A 16544-nucleotide genomic window follows, 5' to 3' on the forward strand; every position below is an offset into this window, starting at 1 on the left:
GCTGGAAACGAACGCGTGCTCAGAGCAGCGCGGCGCGCGGGCCGTCGGGCTGTTCCAGGCGGCGTTCCAGAATCGAGCGGGCGATCCCGGCGGATTCCGCGTCGGTCAGCTTCCGGAAGCCCTCTTCCGTGATGACGGTGACGATCGGATAGATACGCCGGCCCACATCCGGGCCGCCCGTCGCCGAGTCGTCGTCCGCCGCGTCGTACAGCGCCTGCACGACCAGCGTGAGCGTCTCCTCCTCCGTGAGGTCCTCGCGGTAGAGCTTCTTCATCGAGCCCCGGGCGAAGATCGAACCGGAACCGGTGGACGCGTAGCCGACGTGCTCCTCGGAGCGCCCCCCGGTGACGTCGTAGCTGAAGATGCGTCCGCGCTCGCGGTCGATGTCGTAACCGGCGAAGAGCGGGACGACGGCGAGGCCCTGCATGGCCATCGCCAGGTTGCTCCGGATCATCGTGGAGAGCCGGTTGGCCTTGCCCTCCAGGGAGAGCTGGGCGCCCTCCACCTTCTCGAAGTGCTCCAGCTCCAGCTGGAAGAGCTTGACCATCTCCACGGCGAGACCCGCCGTACCGGCGATGCCCACCGCCGAGTACTCGTCGGCCGGGAAGACCTTCTCGATGTCGCGCTGCGCGATCATGTTGCCCATGGTCGCCCGCCGGTCACCGGCCAGGACGACACCGCCGGGGAAGGCCGCGGACACGATCGTCGTGCCGTGCGGCGCCTCGACGGCTCCCTTCAGGGGCGGTGTCTGACGGTTGCCCGGCAGCATCTCCGGCGCCTGGTCGGACAGGAAGTCCATGAAGGAGGACGATCCCGGCGTCAGGAAGGCAGCCGGCAGACGCCCGGTGCTACGAGTGTTGGCTTCCACGCGTTTCCCTCCAGGTATGCGATGACCCTGCGCCGCATTGCAGTTGAAGCTCGTTACGTCCCGGACCCTACCCGCCCCGCGGCAGTGATCCACATAGAAGACGCAGGCAATCGGACGGGGGGCGCGGACCGTGCCCGCGGTGTGCGGCACGGGCGGTCCGCCCGTGCCGCACACCCGCCGCCGGCCTCCGGCGCGGGGCCGGTTACTCGCCGCCCTTTTGTACGAATGACCTGACGAAGTCCTCGGCATTGGACTCGAGTACGTCGTCGATCTCGTCCAGGACGTCGTCCACGTCGTCGCTCAGCTTCTCCTGGCGTTCCTTGAGGTCCTCGGAAGCCTGCGCGTCCTGCGCCTGCTCCTCGACCTCCTCCGTGGAGCGCGTCGCCTTCTGCTGTCCGCCGCCGGTGTCCTTGGTCGCCATCTAGCTCACCCCGCTCGGTTCGAAGCACTTGATCAGACCCTACCCATGGGGTCCGACATTGGCCCGGTACTTGTCTCAACGTCCGGAGGTCATCGGAATGATTCCCAGCCGGGAGCCCTTTCAGGCGCTTTCAGCGGCCCGAGAGGACGTCGACCAGCTCCTGCGCCGTGCGGCAGCGGTCCAGGAGCGACTTCACGTGCTCCCGGGTGCCCCGCAGCGGCTCCATCGTGGGCACCCGCTGGAGGGAGTCCTGGCCCGGCAGGTCGAAGATCACCGAATCCCAGGAGGCCGCGGCCACGTCGTCCGCGTACTGTTCGAGGCAGCGGCCCCGGAAGTACGCCCTGGTGTCCTCGGGCGGCGCCGTACGGGCCTCCTCGACCTCGCGCTCGTCCAGGAGCCGTTTCATCCGGCCGCGGGCCACCAGGCGGTTGTACAGCCCCTTGTCCTGCCGTACGTCCGCGTACTGCAGGTCCACCAGATGCAGCCGGGCGGCGTCCCAGTCCAGGCCGTCGCGGCGCCGGTAGCCCTCCATGAGCTGCCGCTTCGCCACCCAGTCCAGCTCGCCGGCCAGGCTCATCGGGTCGTTCTCCAGCCGGTTCAGGGTGTCCTCCCACCGGCTCAGGACGTCCTTGGTCTGCTCGTCGGCGTCCGCCCCGTACCGTTCCTCGACGTATTTGCGGCCCAGTTCGAAGTACTCCATCTGGAGCTGCACCGCGGTGAGTGTCCGGCCGCTGCGCAGCGTGATCAGCTGCTGGAGCCCGGGGTCGTGGGAGACCTGGTGCAGGGTGCGCACCGGCTGGTCGACGGCCAGGTCGACGTTGATGAAGCCGTCCTCGATCATGGACAGGACGAGCGAGGTGGTGCCGAGCTTCAGATACGTCGAGATCTCGGAGAGGTTCGCGTCGCCGATGATCACATGGAGCCGGCGGTACTTCTCGGCGTCCGAGTGCGGCTCGTCGCGGGTGTTGATGATGGGGCGCTTGAGCGTGGTCTCCAGGCCGACCTCGACCTCGAAGTAGTCGGCGCGCTGGCTGAGCTGGAAGCCGTGCTCACCGCCGTCCTGGCCGATCCCGACCCGTCCGGCGCCGGTGACCACCTGCCGCGAGACGAAGAACGGCGTCAGGTGGCGCACGATGTCCGAGAACGGGGTCTCCCGCTTCATCAGGTAGTTCTCGTGCGTCCCGTAGGAGGCGCCCTTGTTGTCGGTGTTGTTCTTGTAGAGGTGAATCGGCTGGGCGCCCGGGAGCTGCGCCGCGCGCTCGGCCGCCTCGGCCATGATCCGCTCGCCGGCCTTGTCCCACAGGACCGCGTCCCTGGGATTGGTGATCTCCGGGGAGCTGTACTCGGGGTGCGCGTGGTCGACGTAGAGCCGGGCCCCGTTGGTGAGGATGACATTGGCCAGGCCGATGTCCTCGTCCGTGAGCTGGCTGGAGTCGGCGGTCTCGCGGGCGAGGTCGAAGCCTCGCGCGTCCCGCAGCGGATTCTCCTCCTCGAAGTCCCAGCGGGCGCGGCGCGCCCGGTGCATCGCCGCCGCGTAGGCGTTGACGATCTGGGACGAGGTGAGCATGGCATTGGCGTTGGGGTGTCCGGGGACGGAGATCCCGTACTCCGTCTCGATGCCCATTACTCGCCGTACGGTCATGCGGCCCTCCTTGCCCGGCGGCGCTCCCTTCCGGGGGCGGCGCTCAAGTACCGCTGCTTGTTCGGTGCGTGCGCGGTCTGCCCGTCCCGCGCTGCGCGAACGGGCGGTACGCCTGAGCCTAGAACGCCCGCGTGCCGGTGGGGAGATCAATTGCGTCGTCATTGCCGCGGTGTCGCCCGCGGCTGGCCGGAAAGCAACCGGCTGCGGATGCCCGGCCGGGCATCCGCAGCCGGTACGCCTTCTACAGGTACTGACCGGTGTTGGCCACCGTGTCGATGGAGCGGCCGGTGTCGGCGCCCTGCTTTCCGGTGACGAGCGTGCGGATGAAGACGATCCGCTCGCCCTTCTTGCCGGAGATACGGGCCCAGTCGTCCGGGTTGGTGGTGTTCGGCAGGTCCTCGTTCTCCTTGAACTCGTCCACGCATGCCTGGAGGAGGTGGGAGACGCGAAGGCCCTTCTGGCCGTGGTCGAGGAAGGCCTTGATGGCCATCTTCTTGGCCCGGTCCACGATGTTCTGGATCATCGCGCCGGAGTTGAAGTCCTTGAAGTACAGGACTTCCTTGTCGCCGTTGGCGTACGTGACCTCGAGGAAGCGGTTCTCCTCGGACTCGGTGTACATCCGCTCGACGACCGACTGGATCATGGCGTGCGCCGCGGCTTCCTTCGAGCCGGTGTGCTCGGCCAGGTCGTCCGCGTGCAGCGGCAGCGAAGGCGTGAGGTACTTCGCGAAGATGTCCTTCGCGGCCTCCGCGTCGGGGCGCTCGATCTTGATCTTGACGTCGAGCCGTCCCGGCCGCAGGATCGCCGGGTCGATCATGTCCTCGCGGTTGGAGGCGCCGATGACGATGACGTTCTCCAGGCCCTCCACGCCGTCGATCTCGGCGAGCAGCTGCGGGACGATGGTGTTCTCCACGTCCGAGCTGACGCCCGATCCACGGGTGCGGAAGAGCGACTCCATCTCGTCGAAGAAGACGATGACGGGGGTACCCTCGCTCGCCTTCTCGCGGGCACGCTGGAAGACCAGGCGGATGTGCCGCTCGGTCTCGCCGACGTACTTGTTGAGGAGTTCCGGGCCCTTGATGTTGAGGAAGTAGCTCTTGCCGGCGGGCTGTCCGGTGACTTCGGCGACCTTCTTCGCCAGGGAGTTGGCGACGGCCTTGGCGATGAGCGTCTTGCCGCAGCCGGGCGGACCGTAGAGCAGGATGCCCTTCGGCGGGCGGAGCTCGTGCTCCTTGAAGAGGTCGGGATGGAGATAGGGAAGCTCGACCGCGTCGCGGATCAGCTCGATCTGGTCGCCCAGGCCGCCGATCTTGTCGTAGTCGATGTCGGGCACTTCTTCGAGGACGAGTTCTTCGACCTCGCTCTTGGGCACGACTTCGTAGACGTAGCCGGAACGGGGTTCGAGCAGCAGGGCGTCGCCGGGGCGGATGGTGATGTCCAGCAGCGGCTCGGCGAGCCTCACCACCCTTTCCTCGTCGGTGTGCCCGATCACCAGGGCGCGTTCGCCGTCCTCAAGGATCTCCTTGAGGGTGACGATGTCCCCGGCACGCTCGAATTCCATGGCGTCGACCACATTGAGCGCTTCGTTGAGCATGACCTCCTGGCCGCGCCTGAGGTCTTCGAGTTCGACGCTGGGGCTGACGTTCACCCGGAGCTTGCGGCCCCCGGTGAAGATGTCGCAGGTGCCGTCCTCGTTCGCCTGCAGGAAAACCCCGAAGCCGGCCGGCGGCTGTGCGAGCCGGTCGACTTCCTCCTTGAGGGCCACGATCTGGTCGCGGGCCTCGCGGAGAGTGCCGGCGAGCCGCTCGTTCTGGGCGGACACGCCTGCGAGGTTGGTCTGCAGTTCGACGATCCGCTCTTCGAGAATCCTCGTATGACGCGGAGAGTCGGCGAGCTTACGTCGCAGGACGGCGATTTCCTGCTCGAGATAGGCGACCTGGCCGGCTGGGTCGTCGGACCCCCGCCCGGGCCGGATGCCGCGGTTGATGTCGTCGTCGTGGGCTGCCACGGTCCTCACCTCCTCCAAGGGGAGCTGGACGCTTCCTGACCCTACCTGCGTGGGTGGTGATTGAAACCCCTAGATCACAAAGACTGTGAGGTGTGTCCGATCTTCACCCTTGCGCTCTCCCCCGTGCCAGGTGGATACCCACCGTTCAACATCGGAAAGCGGCCGGTTGTATCGTCAAAGCGTTCAACACCCGTCAGGGCTGGCTCTTTCCCGGTCCGGCTACGCAGGAAACGGCAGGCGACATGACCGTGCGGCAGGACTCTCCCACCGGTGGCGAGACGCAGGACCTGGAGGTCTGGATCGACCAGGACCTGTGCACGGGGGACGGCATCTGCGTGCAGTACGCGCCCGAGGTGTTCGAGCTGGACATCGACGGTCTGGCGTACGTGAAGAGCGACGACGACGAGCTGCTGCAGGACAAGGGCGCGACCACGCCGGTGCCGCTGCCGCTGCTCCAGGACGTCGTGGATTCGGCCAAGGAGTGTCCGGGCGACTGCATTCATGTGCGTCGCGTTTCGGACAGGGTCGAGGTCTACGGGCCCGAGGCCGCCTGACCGTCCGGGTGCCGGGAGGCGGTGCCGGGCCGGGCTCAGACGCCGGCGCCGGTGCTCCCCGCCGTATCGCTGTTCCGCGTGAAGGCGCCGTTCTGCCACTTCCAGGTGACCTTCTCCTGCTGGTCGGGGCAGCACGAGGGCACCGACGAGGAGGAGTAGCCGAGGAGCGTGGCGGAGATGACGCCGTCGCGGACCGTGAAGTCGCCGATGGTCAGCTGCTGGGCGGGGTCCACCAGGGTCGCGACGATCCTGGGTGCGGCCCCGCTCGCCTGTGTGAGGACGTAGACGCCGCTGGGCGGGGTGCCCGATCCGGCCGCGCAGTGGACCACCGCGACGGTCTCGGGCCTGCCGTCGCCGTCGAGGTCGCCGGGGGCCTGCTTGGCGACGGTGTTGCCGACGTTGCCGCAGTCCAGGGGGAAGGCCGCCTTGGCCGGATCCGGGGCGACGGCCGCTTCCTCGTGCTGCTGCTGGGCCGTCGTGCGGTGCCGGGTGGAGGCCGAGGCGCTGCTGTGGGGCTGGAGCAGACCGGCCGCCGCGATGACCGCGGCCATGGCCGCCGCGGTGGCGAGCCAGTGCATGGGCCTGGTATCGGTGTGCGCGAGGTCCGGGAGCGCGGAGGTCTGCACGCGGGCTGTCTCCTGTGGTTCCTGTGGTGCGGCCGTCGGCGTCGGCGGTACGGGGGTGGCCAGCATCGTGCCACACCTCACACGGCAGCGGAACGGTGGGGTGCGCCGGGATGACGCGCCGCATACGGAGAAGGCGCCGCCGCCGGGTCCCCGGGTCGGTCCGGGAACTCGGCGGCGGCGCCGGTGCGTTGCCGCGGGGTCAGTCGCGGGAGGGAGCGCTCCGGCCGCCCGGGCCGTCGTAGTCCTCGCCGTAGGCGCCCTTGGAGGGGCGGCGGCGACGGGCCGGGGCCTCGACGCCGTCGGCGAGCCGGCGGGCGGTGACGAGGAAGCCGGTGTGCCCGATCATGCGGTGGTCCGGGCGCACGGCCAGGCCCTCCACGTGCCAGTTGCGGATCATCGACTCCCAGGGCTGCGGCTCGGCGAAGCAGCCGATCTCACGGATGGACTCCACCGTCCGGGAGAGCTGGGTGGTGGTGGCGACGTACGCGCAGAGGATGCCGCCGGGGACGAGCGCCTTGGAGACGACGTCCAGGCACTCCCAGGGAGCCAGCATGTCCAGCACGACGCGGTCCACGTCGGTGTCCGTGAGGTTGTCCTGGAGGTCGCCGACCGTGAGCTGCCAGGCGGGGTGCGGGCTGCCGAAGTAGCGCTCGACGTTCTGCTGGGCGATCTCGGCGAAGTCCTCGCGGCGCTCGTACGAGTGCAGCATGCCCTGTTCGCCGATGGCGCGGAGCAGGAAGGTGGAGAGCGCGCCCGAGCCGACGCCCGCTTCCACGACGCGTGCGCCGGGGAAGATGTCGCCGAAGGCGAGGATCTGGCCCGCGTCCTTCGGGTAGACCACGGCGGCGCCGCGGGGCATGGACAGGACGTAGTCGGGGAGCAGGGGGCGCAGCGCGAGGTAGGCGACGTTTCCCGTGGTACGGACCACACTGCCCTCGGGGGCACCGATCAGCTCGTCGTGCGGGAAAGAACCCTTGTGGGTGTGGAAGTTCTTTCCGGCTTCGAGCGTGAAGGTGTGGTGGCGTCCCTTGGGATCGGTGAGCTGGACCTGGTCCCCGACCTTGAAGGGCCCGCGTCGGCGGGCGGCACCGGTCGGTTCAGACATGTGACCAGCGTACCGGTGTTTCGTGGGCCGCCGACCGCCGCCCGTACGGATGTACGGGGATGCGGGTGGGCGTCAGGCGGCGGGGCGGGCCATCGCGGCGACGAAGGCGCGCTCGACGTCGGCCGTGGAGAGGACGCCGTAGATCTCGCCGGTCTCCTCCACCACGAGGTACTCGGTGGCGGGGGTGGCCTTGAGGCGGTCCAGGAGGGCTTCGCCCGCGAGTTCGGCGGGAACCTTCATGCCGTCGGTGAGGTCCTGGGCGAGGCCGCTGACGGCGACCCAGGGGCGGCGGTGCTCGGGGACGGCGACGATGGACGTCTCCCGGACGAGGGCCTTGGGCTCGCCGGTACCGTCCACGACGACGAGGGCGCGGGCGCCGGCCTCGTTGGCCCGGCGCAGGGCCTCGGAGAGCGGGGTGGCGGCCTCGACGGGGACGGCGCGGCGGGTGAGGCTGCGGGCGCGCAGGCCGGGCAAATGCTCGCGGAGCCGGGCCATGCGCAGGCTGTTGCCGGCGCCGGTCCAGATGATGGCGGCGAGGATCGCGGCGAGCAGGGCGTCGGTGACGGTGTCCATGCCGCTGATCTCGCCGGCGTCGTTGCCCAGGGAGCCGCTGCGGGTGAGGAGCGGGAGGCCGACGAGGGTGCCGACGGCGAGCGCCCGGCCGACCCAGGCGGCGGCGACGGTGCCGCTCATCGGCTTGCCGGTGATCTTCCAGACGACGGCCCTGAGCATGCGGCCGCCGTCGAGCGGGAGGCCGGGCAGCAGGTTGAAGGCGGCGACGATGAGGTTGGAGATCATCAGCCCGCCGAGCAGGACGGCCGGGACGGTGCCGCGTTCCACGAAGCGCAGGGGCACGTAGAAGAGCCCGCCCAGGACGAGCGAGAGCAGCGGGCCGACGAAGGCCAGGACGAATTCGCGGCCGGGGGTCTCGGACTCCTTCTCGATCTCCGAGACGCCGCCGAAGAACTGGAGCTGGATACGCCGGACGGGGAGCTTGTAGCGCAGGGCGGCGACCGTGTGGGCGAGTTCGTGGACGAGGACGGAGGCGTAGAAGGCGATCGCGAAGAAGAGCGCGACGAGGTAGCGGACGGCGCCGAGGTCGGGCAGCACCCGGTCGAGCTGGCCGCCGAAGACCCAGGTGATCAGGGCCGCCACCAGGAACCAGCTGGGGGCGACGTAGACGGGTACGCCGAAGGGGCGGCCCATGAGGATGCCGCCTCCGGGCTCGTCCCGGCGCGGGGGCGCGTCCTTGCCGGGGCCGTCTCCGGGGCCGGGGGCCGCCGGGCCGGGCTGCGGTCGCCGGCCGTCGCCGCTCTCGTCCACGAGGTCCCTTCGGTTCGGTGCCATTCGGCACGATGATGCGGTGTTCGAGGGTCTGTGGTCGATGGTATGCCGGTTGGTGTCAGTGGCGGGTCGTAGGGTCTTCGCATGACCTCCGTTCCGCCGCCGTCCCAGCCGGTGCCGCAGCCGCCTTCCTCGCTCTCCCCGTCGCGGGCGAGCGATTTCATGCAGTGCCCCTTGCTGTACCGCTTCCGCGTCATCGACAAGCTGCCGCAGAAGCCCAGCGAAGCGGCTACCCGCGGGACGCTGGTCCATGCGGTGCTTGAGCGGCTGTTCGACAATCCGGCGGTGGAGCGCACGCCCGGCCGGGCGACGGCGCTGATCCCGGGGCAGTGGGACCGGCTGCTGGAGTCGAAGCCGGAGCTGGGCGAGCTCTTCGCGGAGGATCCGGGGGGCGAGCGGCTTGCGGGGTGGCTGGCCCAGGCGGAGCGGCTGGTGGAGCGCTGGTTCTCGCTGGAGGACCCGACGCGTCTGGAGCCGGCGGAGCGCGAGCTGTTCGTGGAGACGGAGCTGGAGTCGGGGCTGCGGCTGCGCGGGGTGATCGACCGGATCGACGTGGCGCCGACGGGCGACGTCCGGATCGTGGACTACAAGACGGGGAAGGCGCCGCGTCCGGAGTACGCGGAGGGCGCGCTGTTCCAGATGAAGTTCTACGCCCTGGTGATCTGGCGGCTGAAGGGTGTGGTGCCGCGCCGGCTCCAGCTGGTCTATCTGGGCAGCGGTGACGTGCTGACGTACGACCCGGTGGTGGCGGACCTGGAGCGGGTGGAGCGCAAGCTGCTGGCGCTGTGGGAGGCGATCTCGCTGGCGACGCGGACGGGCGAGTGGCGGCCGCGTCCGACGAAGTTGTGCGGCTGGTGCGACCACCAGGCGCTCTGTCCGGAATTCGGCGGGACTCCCCCGGTCTATCCGCTGACGATCCGCCCGGCCGGTCCGGCGGAGGATGACCAGGGCAGAATGGAGCCGGTCCGGGCCGAGGCCGGCCGGCCTGTGGCCCACGACGGGCATTGAGGAGATCTGGTGGCTATCCGCGTCCTTCTGGTCGATGACCAACCGCTGCTGCGCACGGGCTTCCGGATGATTCTGGAGGCCGAGGGCGATCTGGCGGTGGTGGGTGAGGCCGGTGACGGTCTCCAGGCTCTCGACCAGGTGCGCGCGCTCCAGCCCGATGTGGTGCTGATGGACATCCGGATGCCGCGGATGGACGGGGTCGAGGCGACCCGGCAGATCACCGGTCCGGGCCGGGACGGTCCGGCGAAGGTGCTGGTGCTGACCACATTCGACCTGGACGAGTACGTGGTGGAGGCGCTGCGGGCGGGGGCGAGCGGCTTCCTGCTGAAGGACGCGCCGGCCGATGAGCTGGTGCAGGCGATCCGGGTGGTGGCGGGCGGCGAGGCGATGCTCGCCCCGAGCGTGACGCGCCGGCTGCTCGACAAGTACGCGGACCATCTGCCGTCGGGCGAGGAGCCCGTGCCGGACACGCTGCACACGCTGACGGATCGCGAGGTCGAGGTGCTGAAGCTGGTGGCGCGCGGCCTGTCGAACGCTGAGATCGCCGCCGACCTGTTCGTCAGCGAGACGACGGTGAAGACCCATGTGGGCCATGTGCTGACGAAGCTGGGCCTGCGCGACCGGGTCCAGGCCGCGGTGTACGCGTACGAGAGCGGCCTGGTGCGCCCCGGCGCGCAGTGACACCGGGGCGCGGGGGCCGGCTCTAGTCCGTGCCGCGTCCCAGTTCCCAGAGGTGGAGGTCGGCGCTCGAGTCGACCGCCCATTCGACGCCGCTCAGGCCGTCGCGGGAGGCGACGTACTGCTTGCCCTGCCAGAGCGGCAGGACCGGCACGTCCCGGGCGACGATGTCCTGGAGCCGTTCGAAGGCGGGCGCGGCGGCACCCCGGTCGGCCTGGCGGCGGGAGTGCGCGATGAGTTCGCGGGCCTCGGTGGAGGTGTAGGGCGAGCCGAGGAAGTTGTCCGGGCCGAGGAAGGGCGCCGTGTAGTTGTCGGGGTCCGGGAAGTCGGGGAACCAGCCCATGCCGTAGGCGGCGTAGTCGCCGCGGAGTTCGGCGGGGCGGTAGCGGCTCCACGGGGTGCCCTCGACGGTGACTTCGAAGAGCCCGGTGTCGTTGAGCTGCTTCCTCAGCGCCCGGAACTCGGTGGCGGTGTCCCGGCCGTAGTGGTCGTCGGTGTAGTGCAGGGTGAAGCGCACCGGGGTGCGGATCCCGGCCTTCTTGAGGAGGTCGGCGGCCTTGGCGGCGCTGGGTTCGCCGTAGGTGCTGTAGAACGCGTTGTCGTGGGCGGTGATCCCGCTCGGGATGAGCGAGTACAGCGGTTCGACGGTCGTGCCGTAGACCTCGCTCGCGATCCTGCCCCGGTCGACCACCTGGGCGACGGCCTGGCGGACGGCCTTGTTCCGGAGGGCGGGTTCCTCGGTGTCGAAGCCGAGGTAGCTGATGGAGAGCCCGGGCATCTCGGTGAGCCGGACCCCGTCCTCGGGCTTGTCCAGCATGCGCTGGGCCTGCCCGGTGGAGAGGGTGCGGGCCATCATGTCGATCTTCTCGGCGTCGAACGCCTTGCCCATGGCGGTGGCGTCGGGAAAGAGGTCGAGTTCGACGGACCCGCTCCGCACCTCGTAACTCCCCCGGTAATGGGGATTCCTGGTGAAGGAGATTTTCACAACCCGCCCGGATTTCACTTCCGGTTTCATGGTGTACGGCCCCGAGCCGTCCACCTGGAATCCGCTGCGGGCGGAATTCGCGGGGTACTGATCGCGCGGGACGATTCCGGCGGGCGGGGTGGCGAGCTTGTACGGGAAGGTGGCGTCGGGCGTCTTGAGGTGGAAGACGACCCCACGGGTGCCGGCGGTCTCGACGGTGTCGATGTTGTCGAGAAGGGCGGCGGGCCCGTTCGCGGACTTGATGCGCCGCACCCGGTCGAGGGAGTACTTGACGTCGTCGGCGGTGACGGGGGTGCCGTCGGCGAAGGTGAGCCCGTCGCGCAGCCGGCAGCGGTAGCTCTCGCTCTCGCGGTCGGTGAAACCGCAGCTCTCGGCCGCTTCGGGGACCGGGGGGCCGCCGCCGCGCGGGGTGGCCATGAGGGTCTGCACGGTCTGCCGCAGGACGTTCCAGACGCCCGCCTCGTAGCCGACGGCCGGGTCGAGCGGGGCGGGCGCTTCGGCGGACGCGGCGATCCGGTCCGTGGTGCCGACGACGACGGCGCCGCTCCCGCTCCCTGTGCCGCCCGCCGTACCGCAGCCGGCGAGCACGGGCGCCAGGATGCCCGCGACGGCCGGCAGCACCAGGGTCTTGCGTTTCATGGTTGGCCGTTCTCCCTCATCGGTTCAGGGAGAAATACATTAGCGGGCCCGTTCCGCAATATGGGACGGGGGTCGTGCGCGGAATTCTTTCGCACGGCCACCGCGAGAGCTTTTCTCTTTATTCACAGGAATACTCTCGGTGCCCGCATCTGCGCATTCAGTTGATGAGATTCCGGAGGAATGTGAGATTCACTTCTTCCAGCGAACCCACGACCACCCGGCCCTCGGCGGGCGCGATCGGGGAGACCGAGGGCACGGCGACCACCCGGCAGCCGGCGGCCTCGGCGGCGGCCACCCCGGTCGCGGTGTCCTCGATGACGGCGCACAGCCGGGGGTCGGCGCCGAAGCCGCGCGCGGCGGTGAGGTAGGGCTCGGGGTGCGGCTTGGTGCGGGTGACCTCGTCGCCGGCGACGGTGAGCGCGAAGTGGTGGTGGCCCACGGAGTCCAGGACCCGGTCGATGATGCGGCGGTGCGAGGCGGAGACGAGGGCGGTGGGAATCTCGTGGCGGCGCAGTTCGGCGAGGAGGCGGGCGGCGCCGGGCATCAGCGGCACCCCGTTGCCGATGCGCTTCTCGAACCGGTCGTTGAGCAGTACGGCGGCCTCTTCGAGGGTGATGTCCGCGCCGGTCGCCTCGATGAGGTATCCGGTGCTGCGGGACATGGGCCCGCCGACGACCACGTCGCGCCATGCCTCGTCCAACCGGTGGCCGAGGCCGGCGAAGACCTCGACCTCGACGTCCCACCAGAAGCCCTCGGTGTCGACCAGGGTGCCGTCCATGTCGAGAAAGACGGCCTGGAGGGCAGCGCCCTCCGCCGTGCGGGTCAGGGACGCGGGAACCGTACTGGTCATCCGGCACACCTTCCATGAGGGACGAGAAGGCCGGCCACCCGTCCCGGAGGATGGGCGACCGGCCTGCGCTGGACCGACCAGTGTACGACGTGATCGGCTACGACGCGTCGAACGGAGTCTTACCGCGCGTTGAAGTACTTCGCCTCCGGGTGGTGGATGACGATCGCGTCGGTCGACTGCTCGGGGTGGAGCTGGAACTCCTCGGAGAGGTGGACGCCGATCCGCTCCGGCTGGAGCAGGTCCGCGATCTTGGCGCGGTCCTCCAGGTCCGGGCAGGCGCCGTAACCGAGCGAGAAGCGCGCGCCCCGGTACTTCAGGGCGAACATGTCCTCGACCTCCGCCGGGTCCTCGCCCGCGAAGCCGAGCTCCGAGCGGACCCGGGCGTGCCAGTACTCGGCGAGGGCCTCGGCGAGCTGGACGGAGAGGCCGTGCAGTTCCAGGTAGTCGCGGTAGGCGTTGGCCTCGAAGAGCTTGGCGGTCTCGGTGCCGATCCTGGAGCCGACGGTGACGACCTGGAGGCCGATGACGTCCGTCTCGCCGGATTCCTCGGGGCGGAAGAAGTCCGCGAGGCACAGGCGGCGGCCGCGGCGCTGGCGGGGGAAGGTGAAGCGGGTGCGTTCGGAGCCGTCCTCGTGGAGCAGGATGAGGTCGTCGCCCTTGGAGACGCAGGGGTAGTAGCCGTAGACGACGGCCGCTTCGAGCAGGTTGTCCGTCTGGAGGCGGTCCAGGAGGCCGCGCAGCCTGGGGCGTCCCTCGCTCTCGGCGAGCTCCTCGTAGGTGGGGCCGTCCCCGGCCCTGGCCTGCTTGAGGCCCCACTGCCCCTTGAACAGGGCGCCTTCGTCCAGCCAGGAGGCGTACTCCTTGAGCTGGATGCCCTTGACGACGCGGCTGCCCCAGAACGGCGGGGTGGGGACCGGGTTGGTGACGGAGACGTCGGAGCGCACGCCCTCCTCCGGCTCGTTCACCTCCAGGACCGGGGTGTCGCGCTTGGGGACGCGGCGCTGCTTCAGCTCGGGCAGGGTGGCGCCGGGGACCCCCCGCTTGACGGCGATGAGCGCGTCCATGAGGCGCAGGCCCTCGAAGGCGTCGCGTGCGTAGCGCACCTCGCCCTCGTAGATCTCGTGGAGGTCCTGCTCGACGTAGGCGCGGGTGAGGGCGGCGCCGCCGAGGATGACCGGGTAGTCGGCGGCCAGCTTGCGCTGGTTCAGCTCCTCCAGGTTCTCCTTCATGATCACCGTGGACTTCACGAGGAGGCCGGACATCCCGATGACGTCGGCCTTGTGCTCCTCGGCAGCCTCCAGGATCGCGGAGACGGGCTGCTTGATGCCGATGTTGACGACGTTGAACCCGTTGTTGGACAGGATGATGTCGACCAGGTTCTTGCCGATGTCGTGGACGTCGCCCCGGACGGTGGCCAGCACGATGGTGCCCTTGCCCTCGGCGTCCGACTTCTCCATGTGCGGTTCGAGGTAGGCGACCGCGCTCTTCATGACCTCGGCGGACTGGAGGACGAACGGCAGCTGCATCTGGCCGGAGCCGAAGAGCTCGCCGACGACCTTCATACCCTCCAGGAGGGTGTTGTTGACGATGTCGAGCGCCGGGGTGTCCTTCAGCGCCTCGGAGAGGTCGTCCTCCAGGCCGTTCTTCTCCCCGTCGATGATGCGGCGCTGAAGGCGCTCGTCCAGCGGCAGGGCGGCCAGCTCCTCGGCCTTCCCCTCCTTCATCGACTTCATGTTGACGCCCTCGAACAGCTCCATGAGCTTCTGCAGGGGGTCATAGCCCTCGGCGCGCCGGTCGTAGATCAGGTCGAGGGCGACCTTGACCTGCTCCTCCTCCAGGCGGGCGATCGGCAGGATCTTCGACGCGTGCACGATCGCCGAATCCAGGCCCGCCTTCACGCACTCGTCCAGGAAGACCGAGTTCAGCACGACACGGGCGGCCGGGTTGAGGCCGAAGGAGATGTTGGAGAGGCCGAGCGTGGTCTGCACGTCCGGGTGGCGCTTCTTCAGCTCCCGGATGGCTTCGATGGTGGCGATGCCGTCCTTGCGGGACTCCTCCTGCCCCGTGCAGATGGTGAAGGTCAGGGTGTCGATGAGGATGTCCGACTCGTGGATGCCCCAGTTGCCGGTCAGGTCCGCGATGAGCCGTTCGGCGATGGCGACCTTGTGCTCGGCGGTGCGGGCCTGGCCCTCCTCGTCGATCGTCAGCGCGATCAGCGCGGCGCCGTGCTCCGCGGCCAGCTGCGTGACCTTGACGAAGCGGGACTCGGGGCCGTCGCCGTCCTCGTAGTTGACCGAGTTGAGGACCGCGCGGCCGCCCAGCTTCTCCAGGCCCGCCCGGAGCACGGGCAGCTCCGTGGAGTCCAGCACGATCGGCAGCGTGGAGGCGGTCGCGAACCGGCCGGCCAGCTCGTCCATGTCGGTGACGCCGTCGCGGCCCACGTAGTCCACGCACAGGTCGAGCATGTGCGCGCCCTCACGGATCTGGTCCCGGGCCATCTCCACGCAGTCGTCCCAGCGGCCTTCGAGCATGGCCTCCCGGAACTTCTTCGACCCGTTGGCGTTCGTCCGCTCACCGATCGCCAGGTACGCCGTGTCCTGACGGAACGGGATGGTCTGGTAGAGCGAGGCGGCACCCGGCTCCGGGCGCGGGTCCCGGGCGCCCGGGACCGTGCCCCGTACGCGCTCGACCACCTGGCGCAGGTGCTCCGGGGTCGTACCGCAGCAGCCGCCGACCAGCGAGAGGCCGTACTCCTGGACGAACGTCTCCTGCGCGTCGGCCAGACCCTCGGCGTCCAGCGGGAAGTGCGCGCCGTCCTTGGTGAGGACCGGCAGTCCGGCGTTGGGCATGCAGAGCAGCGGGATGCGGGAGTGCCGGGTGAGGTAGCGCAGGTGCTCGCTCATCTCGGCCGGACCGGTCGAGCAGTTCAGGCCGATCATGTCGATGCCGAGGGGTTCCAGGGCGGTCAGGGCCGCGCCGATCTCGGAGCCCAGGAGCATGGTGCCGGTCGTCTCGAAGGCCAGGGAGCACAGCAGCGGGAGGTCGCTGCCCAGGGCGTCCAGGGCGCGGCGGGCGCCGAGGACGGCGGCCTTGGTCTGCAGGAGGTCCTGCGTCGTCTCCACGATCAGCGCGTCGGCGCCACCCGCGATCAGCCCCTCGGCGTTCGCCTGGAAGCCGTCGCGGACGGTGGCGTACGCGATGTGGCCGAGGGTGGGCAGCTTGGTGCCGGGACCCATCGAGCCGAGGACCCAGCGCTGCTCGCCGGTGGACGCGGTGTACTCGTCGGCGACCTCGCGGGCGATGCGCGCGCCGGACTCGGACAATTCGTGGACCCGCTCGGGAATGTCGTACTCGCCGAGCGCCGCCGTGTTGGCACCGAAGGTGTTCGTCTCGACACAGTCCACGCCCACGGCGAAGTACGCCTCGTGCACGGAACGCACGATGTCCGGCCGGGTCAGGTTCAGGATCTCGTTGCAGCCTTCGAGGTTCTCGAAGTCCGCGAGCGTGGGGTCCTGGGCCTGGAGCATGGTGCCCATCGCGCCGTCGGCCACCACCACGCGGGTGGCGAGTGCCTCACGGAGGGCTGCGGATCGGTTCCGGCTGTCGGCGGAAGGGGTCGGCGACGAGGCCATGGATGTACTCCCTGGGATGCGACGGCTGTCGGCTTTGCGTCTTCGGCGGAAGGCGCACCCGGCCAGGGTAGCCGGGCCGCGACCAGGGCCGTCACTCTGTCCCACGAGCCGGACGGCATCCTGATGACGGGGGGTTCCGGTGTCACGGGGTGCTGCGGAATTCCCCCGCGGTCGAGCACGGGTC

13 protein-coding genes and 1 pseudogene are annotated in these 16544 nt (G+C 69.7%); 3 read left to right on the top strand and 11 right to left on the bottom strand.

Translation table 11 applies throughout. The annotated features are described in order from the left end of the window. Positions 1-19: 19 nt before the first annotated feature. The 5 genes and pseudogenes from prcB to arc all read right to left on the bottom strand — a co-directional run bounded on the left by prcB (position 20) and on the right by arc (position 4939). Positions 20-868: a proteasome subunit beta gene (gene prcB / locus OHS17_RS06215; protein ID WP_330311362.1), complete on the bottom strand. Its 849-nt coding sequence runs from the start codon at positions 866-868 to the stop codon at positions 20-22. Next, positions 820-964 (bottom strand): annotated as a pseudogene (locus OHS17_RS33865) (endonuclease VII domain-containing protein); the annotation flags it as partial. The pseudogene OHS17_RS33865 and the gene prcB, both read right to left, overlap by 49 nt. A gap of 106 nt (positions 965-1070) precedes the next feature. Further along, on the bottom strand, positions 1071-1289 hold the full coding sequence (locus OHS17_RS06220; protein ID WP_018103742.1) for a ubiquitin-like protein Pup: 219 nt from the start codon (positions 1287-1289) through the stop codon (positions 1071-1073). Between the two features lie 130 nt (positions 1290-1419). Beyond that, the gene (gene dop, locus OHS17_RS06225; RefSeq protein ID WP_330311363.1) at positions 1420-2931 is read right to left on the bottom strand and encodes a depupylase/deamidase Dop; all 1512 of its coding nucleotides are present in this window, start codon (positions 2929-2931) and stop codon (positions 1420-1422) included. A 241-nt stretch (positions 2932-3172) separates the two neighbouring features. Further along, entirely contained in the window at positions 3173-4939 is a 1767-nt protein-coding gene (gene arc, locus OHS17_RS06230) for a proteasome ATPase (protein WP_073864561.1), read from the bottom strand. A 242-nt stretch (positions 4940-5181) separates the two neighbouring features. Between arc and OHS17_RS06235 the strand changes: the two genes are divergently transcribed. Further along, positions 5182-5493: a ferredoxin gene (locus OHS17_RS06235; protein ID WP_161212208.1), complete on the top strand. Its 312-nt coding sequence runs from the start codon at positions 5182-5184 to the stop codon at positions 5491-5493. A 35-nt stretch (positions 5494-5528) separates the two neighbouring features. Here OHS17_RS06235 and OHS17_RS06240 read toward each other — a convergent pair whose 3' ends face one another. The 3 genes from OHS17_RS06240 to OHS17_RS06250 form a co-directional block, all read right to left on the bottom strand. Further along, positions 5529-6119 (bottom strand): hypothetical protein, encoded by a 591-nt coding sequence (locus tag OHS17_RS06240; protein ID WP_330311364.1) that lies wholly within the window; start codon positions 6117-6119, stop codon positions 5529-5531. Between the two features lie 199 nt (positions 6120-6318). Next, positions 6319-7224: a tRNA (adenine-N1)-methyltransferase gene (locus OHS17_RS06245; RefSeq protein ID WP_018103737.1), complete on the bottom strand. Its 906-nt coding sequence runs from the start codon at positions 7222-7224 to the stop codon at positions 6319-6321. Between the two features lie 72 nt (positions 7225-7296). Then, positions 7297-8547: a site-2 protease family protein gene (locus OHS17_RS06250; RefSeq protein WP_330315168.1), complete on the bottom strand. Its 1251-nt coding sequence runs from the start codon at positions 8545-8547 to the stop codon at positions 7297-7299. Between the two features lie 183 nt (positions 8548-8730). Between OHS17_RS06250 and OHS17_RS06255 the strand changes: the two genes are divergently transcribed. Together OHS17_RS06255 and OHS17_RS06260 are read left to right on the top strand one after the other, a co-directional pair. Beyond that, the gene (locus OHS17_RS06255; protein ID WP_330315169.1) at positions 8731-9576 is read left to right on the top strand and encodes a RecB family exonuclease; all 846 of its coding nucleotides are present in this window, start codon (positions 8731-8733) and stop codon (positions 9574-9576) included. Positions 9577-9585: 9 nt separating this feature from the next. Next, positions 9586-10257, top strand: a complete 672-nt coding sequence (locus tag OHS17_RS06260; protein ID WP_018103734.1) for a response regulator — start codon at positions 9586-9588, stop codon at positions 10255-10257. Between the two features lie 22 nt (positions 10258-10279). Here OHS17_RS06260 and OHS17_RS06265 read toward each other — a convergent pair whose 3' ends face one another. The 3 genes from OHS17_RS06265 to metH all read right to left on the bottom strand — a co-directional run bounded on the left by OHS17_RS06265 (position 10280) and on the right by metH (position 16360). Then, positions 10280-11878: an ABC transporter substrate-binding protein gene (locus OHS17_RS06265; RefSeq protein ID WP_330311365.1), complete on the bottom strand. Its 1599-nt coding sequence runs from the start codon at positions 11876-11878 to the stop codon at positions 10280-10282. Between the two features lie 157 nt (positions 11879-12035). Then, a complete protein-coding gene (locus tag OHS17_RS06270; protein WP_330311366.1) occupies positions 12036-12728 on the bottom strand; it encodes an HAD family hydrolase in 693 nt (230 codons plus the stop codon). A 119-nt stretch (positions 12729-12847) separates the two neighbouring features. Beyond that, entirely contained in the window at positions 12848-16360 is a 3513-nt protein-coding gene (gene metH, locus OHS17_RS06275; protein ID WP_330311367.1) for a methionine synthase, read from the bottom strand. Between the last annotated feature and the right edge of the window lie 184 nt (positions 16361-16544).

This window comes from Streptomyces sp. NBC_00523 (assembly GCF_036346615.1).
Taxonomy (GTDB): Bacteria; Actinomycetota; Actinomycetes; order Streptomycetales; family Streptomycetaceae; genus Streptomyces.